This is a genomic window from Halodesulfovibrio spirochaetisodalis, from assembly GCF_001672295.1.
Lineage (GTDB): Bacteria > Desulfobacterota > Desulfovibrionia > Desulfovibrionales > Desulfovibrionaceae > Halodesulfovibrio > Halodesulfovibrio spirochaetisodalis.
Genome location: NZ_JXMS01000048.1, coordinates 1 through 2,976 on the forward strand (window position 1 = coordinate 1; position 2,976 = coordinate 2,976).

The window sequence follows — 2,976 nt, forward strand, 5'->3', positions numbered from 1 at the left end:
GGGAACTTCTCCTAAGCTTGACTGATAAACGACCGTAATTCGGGAAGCCCCCATGATTGGCATGGGGGCTTTTCTGTTGTCTGCAGTTTGAATTGGCGTTGCTTACTGTTTGGATTGCTTACTGTGTCCTTTGTTTTCCGCCTGTGCGGATGCAGCGCAAAATATGGCAATGTCCTGATCTGTGATTCCAAGATCAGCCAGTGTTGTCCGCTGGTAGGTGAGGACTTGTGCCAGTGCGTCATCAATGTTTTCGGGTACTATTCTGTATCGGTTTTCTGCAAAGGCAGTGACCATGGCAGAGTTCGCGGCTGCGTCATAATGCCCCACATCTTTGTAGCGTGAGATATCCATGGTTACAGAACGCATCTGGGTGAAGTCGAATAAACGCAGGTTTGGGTACGCCAGCAGTGTTGATAATGCCAGCAGCGCCCTGTGGTACTCATCTGCATGTCGGTTCAGGAACAATCCTGAGCGTGGCGGTGTGAAGACATAAAACGTTCTATCTGGATGGGCTGTAAGAACTTCTTCGAGTTTTGGAATGTTGTCCACTGTGTAGTCTACAGGCGGTATCTTTTCATCCATCAGCAGACAGGCGGAATCGAAGTAGCATTTGCGGCTAAAAAAACCGTTTGATTTGTAATAGCTATACCAGCTCCAGATGTCGTTTTCGTCTTTTGTTTGCGGGGTAAGCAGAAATCGTTTGCTGAAGTACGCTTTAAGGTCGTCCAGATCACTGTCGTTGTATAAAAATGCAGGGAACGTGTCAGGCAGTTCCGCATGGTGTTCTGACGCAAAAACGTGGCGGGGCAGGAGTCCCCAGAAGACAGTTTTAACCTGAGGGTTTCTTGAAAGCGTGTAGTTGAGGACAGTCAGCATTTCATTGAACTCAGCTCCACTGATGGAGAGGTTCATGGTGTCGACGCCGAGTTTTCTTCTCATCTCATCTGTTGAGAAGTTCTCAGAAAGCGATGTGCCGATGATGACTGCGTTGTATCGTCTGCCGAAGTTTTTGGCGATGGCGGCATTTTGTTATCCCCATACGTACCCGTAAAGGGCAGCGTATGTATTCCGAGCAGAATGTACTTCTGCTGCGGGTGATACGGCACTTGCTTTACGAACGCGGATTGACCATTGACGGTGCCCGCAAGGTGCTGGGTCAATATGAAGAAATGTATGGCTCTATCACCGGTCCGGAATTACCCGGGCCGGAGATAGAGGCTTTTTGCACGGGGAGTGGTGTAGAAAACCCGCAGTACATGCAGGGAACAGCCGCTATTGATGTTGAGGAAATCATAACAGAGCTCACATTACTTCGTGATATGCTTTCAACGGGTCGTCGATGATGAACCCGTATTTTTTGTGTGGTTTGCCTGTTGGGGGCGAGCACACCAGCACAGTACCATAACCGGCGTAAGCCACAGAGAAGAAACTATGATCCTTTCACCTTCGTTATTGTCTTCAGATTTCGGCAGACTTGCTGACGAATTGAAGGCACTCGAACAGGCAGGACTTAAATGGGTACATTGGGACGTCATGGATGGCATGTTTGTACCTAACATTACTCTCGGAGCACCAGTAATCAAGCGTCTCCGTAAAGAGAGTAACCTCTTTTTTGATGTTCATTTAATGGTTCAGCAGCCGGAGCGCTACGTAGACGACTTTGTAGATGCCGGTGCTGACATGGTTGTTATTCACGCCGAAGCAACCAACCATCTTGAACGTACCATTGCTGAAATTAAACGTAAGGGCGCTAAAGCAGGTGTGGCACTTAACCCGCATACTCCGCTTTCCGTTCTTGAATACGTTCTGGACGAACTCGACATGGTACTCATTATGAGTGTTAACCCGGGGTTCGGTGGACAAAAGTTTATTCCGTTCAGCATGCGTAAAGTTGCAGAACTTTCCGGCATGATTAAGGAACGCGGTCTCTCAACCCTGATTCAGGTTGATGGCGGGGTTGATCCTGACAACACTGCAGAATTGGTACGCAACGGCGCTGATGTGCTGGTATCCGGTTCTGCATTTTTTGGTTTCCCTCCATACGCGGAACGACTGAAGACATTTGAAGAAGTGGCACGCTCCGCATAGCGGCTTTTTTGAAAAGTGTTATCAATGGTTGTCATGTGGGCAATAACGGTCTATCGACTGCCACAGCAACCAGCTGGAAAAATTTTATTGCATCATTCTTTTAGGAGGAAACGATGCCTTCTCGTAAAGACCTCGCCAATGCAGTCCGCGCTCTGAGCATGGACGCTGTGCAGAAAGCAAACTCTGGCCACCCGGGCGCGCCGATGGGTATGGCAGATATTGCTGAAGTTCTCTGGAACGATTTTCTTAAGCATAACCCTGCTAATCCTGCATGGGCTAACCGTGACCGCTTTGTACTCTCTAACGGTCACGCATCTATGCTTATCTACTCTTTGCTGCACCTCTCCGGTTATGATCTGAGCATCGAAGAGATCAAAAATTTCCGTCAGATGGATTCAAAGACTCCTGGTCATCCGGAATACGGTATGACCCCGGGTATTGAAACCACGACAGGCCCTCTTGGTCAGGGCATTGCAACCGCAGTCGGTATGGCTGTGGCTGAAAAAGTTCTTGCTGCTCACTTCAACCGTGACGGCTTTGATGTTGTAGACCACTACACTTACGTTTTCATGGGCGACGGCTGCCTGATGGAAGGTGTTTCTCACGAAGCATGTTCTTTCGCAGGTACTCTCGGTCTTGGTAAACTTATCGCATTCTGGGATGATAACGGTATCTCTATTGACGGTAAGGTTGGTCACTGGTTCGACGAAGACACAGCAGCACGTTACGAAGCATACGGCTGGCATGTTGTTCGCGATGTAGACGGCCACAACCCGGAAGCGATCAAAAAAGCTGTTGAAGAAGCAAAAGCAGAAACTGAAAAGCCTTCTCTTATCTGCTGCCGCACCATCATTGGTTTCGGTTCTCCTCACAAACAGGGTACTGCTG

General features: G+C 48.7%; 4 protein-coding genes. 3 read left to right on the forward strand and 1 reads right to left on the reverse strand.

The features are described 5' to 3' along the window. Positions 1-102: 102 nt before the first annotated feature. Positions 103-939, reverse strand: coding sequence for a hypothetical protein (locus SP90_RS16305; protein ID WP_066858569.1), 837 nt, complete (start codon positions 937-939; stop codon positions 103-105). Positions 940-1,061: 122 nt separating this feature from the next. On the opposite strand from SP90_RS16305, the gene SP90_RS16310 reads away from it, so the two are divergent. The 3 genes from SP90_RS16310 to SP90_RS16320 form a co-directional block, all read left to right on the forward strand. After that, positions 1,062-1,343 (forward strand): MerR family transcriptional regulator, encoded by a 282-nt coding sequence (locus SP90_RS16310; protein WP_066858800.1) that lies wholly within the window; start codon positions 1,062-1,064, stop codon positions 1,341-1,343. Between the two features lie 88 nt (positions 1,344-1,431). Beyond that, entirely contained in the window at positions 1,432-2,088 is a 657-nt protein-coding gene (gene rpe, locus SP90_RS16315; RefSeq protein ID WP_066856702.1) for a ribulose-phosphate 3-epimerase, read from the forward strand. Positions 2,089-2,201: 113 nt separating this feature from the next. Continuing rightward, on the forward strand, positions 2,202-2,976 hold a 775-nt coding region (locus SP90_RS16320), incomplete at its 3' end, for a thiamine pyrophosphate-dependent enzyme (protein ID WP_269449370.1).

Coding starts and splice junctions, on each gene's coding strand:
- SP90_RS16305 (WP_066858569.1), bottom strand. CDS start 939: ATGAGAAGAAAACTCGGCGTCGACACCATGAACCTCTCCATCAGTGGA.
- SP90_RS16310 (WP_066858800.1), top strand. CDS start 1,062: ATGTATTCCGAGCAGAATGTACTTCTGCTGCGGGTGATACGGCACTTG.
- rpe (WP_066856702.1), top strand. CDS start 1,432: ATGATCCTTTCACCTTCGTTATTGTCTTCAGATTTCGGCAGACTTGCT.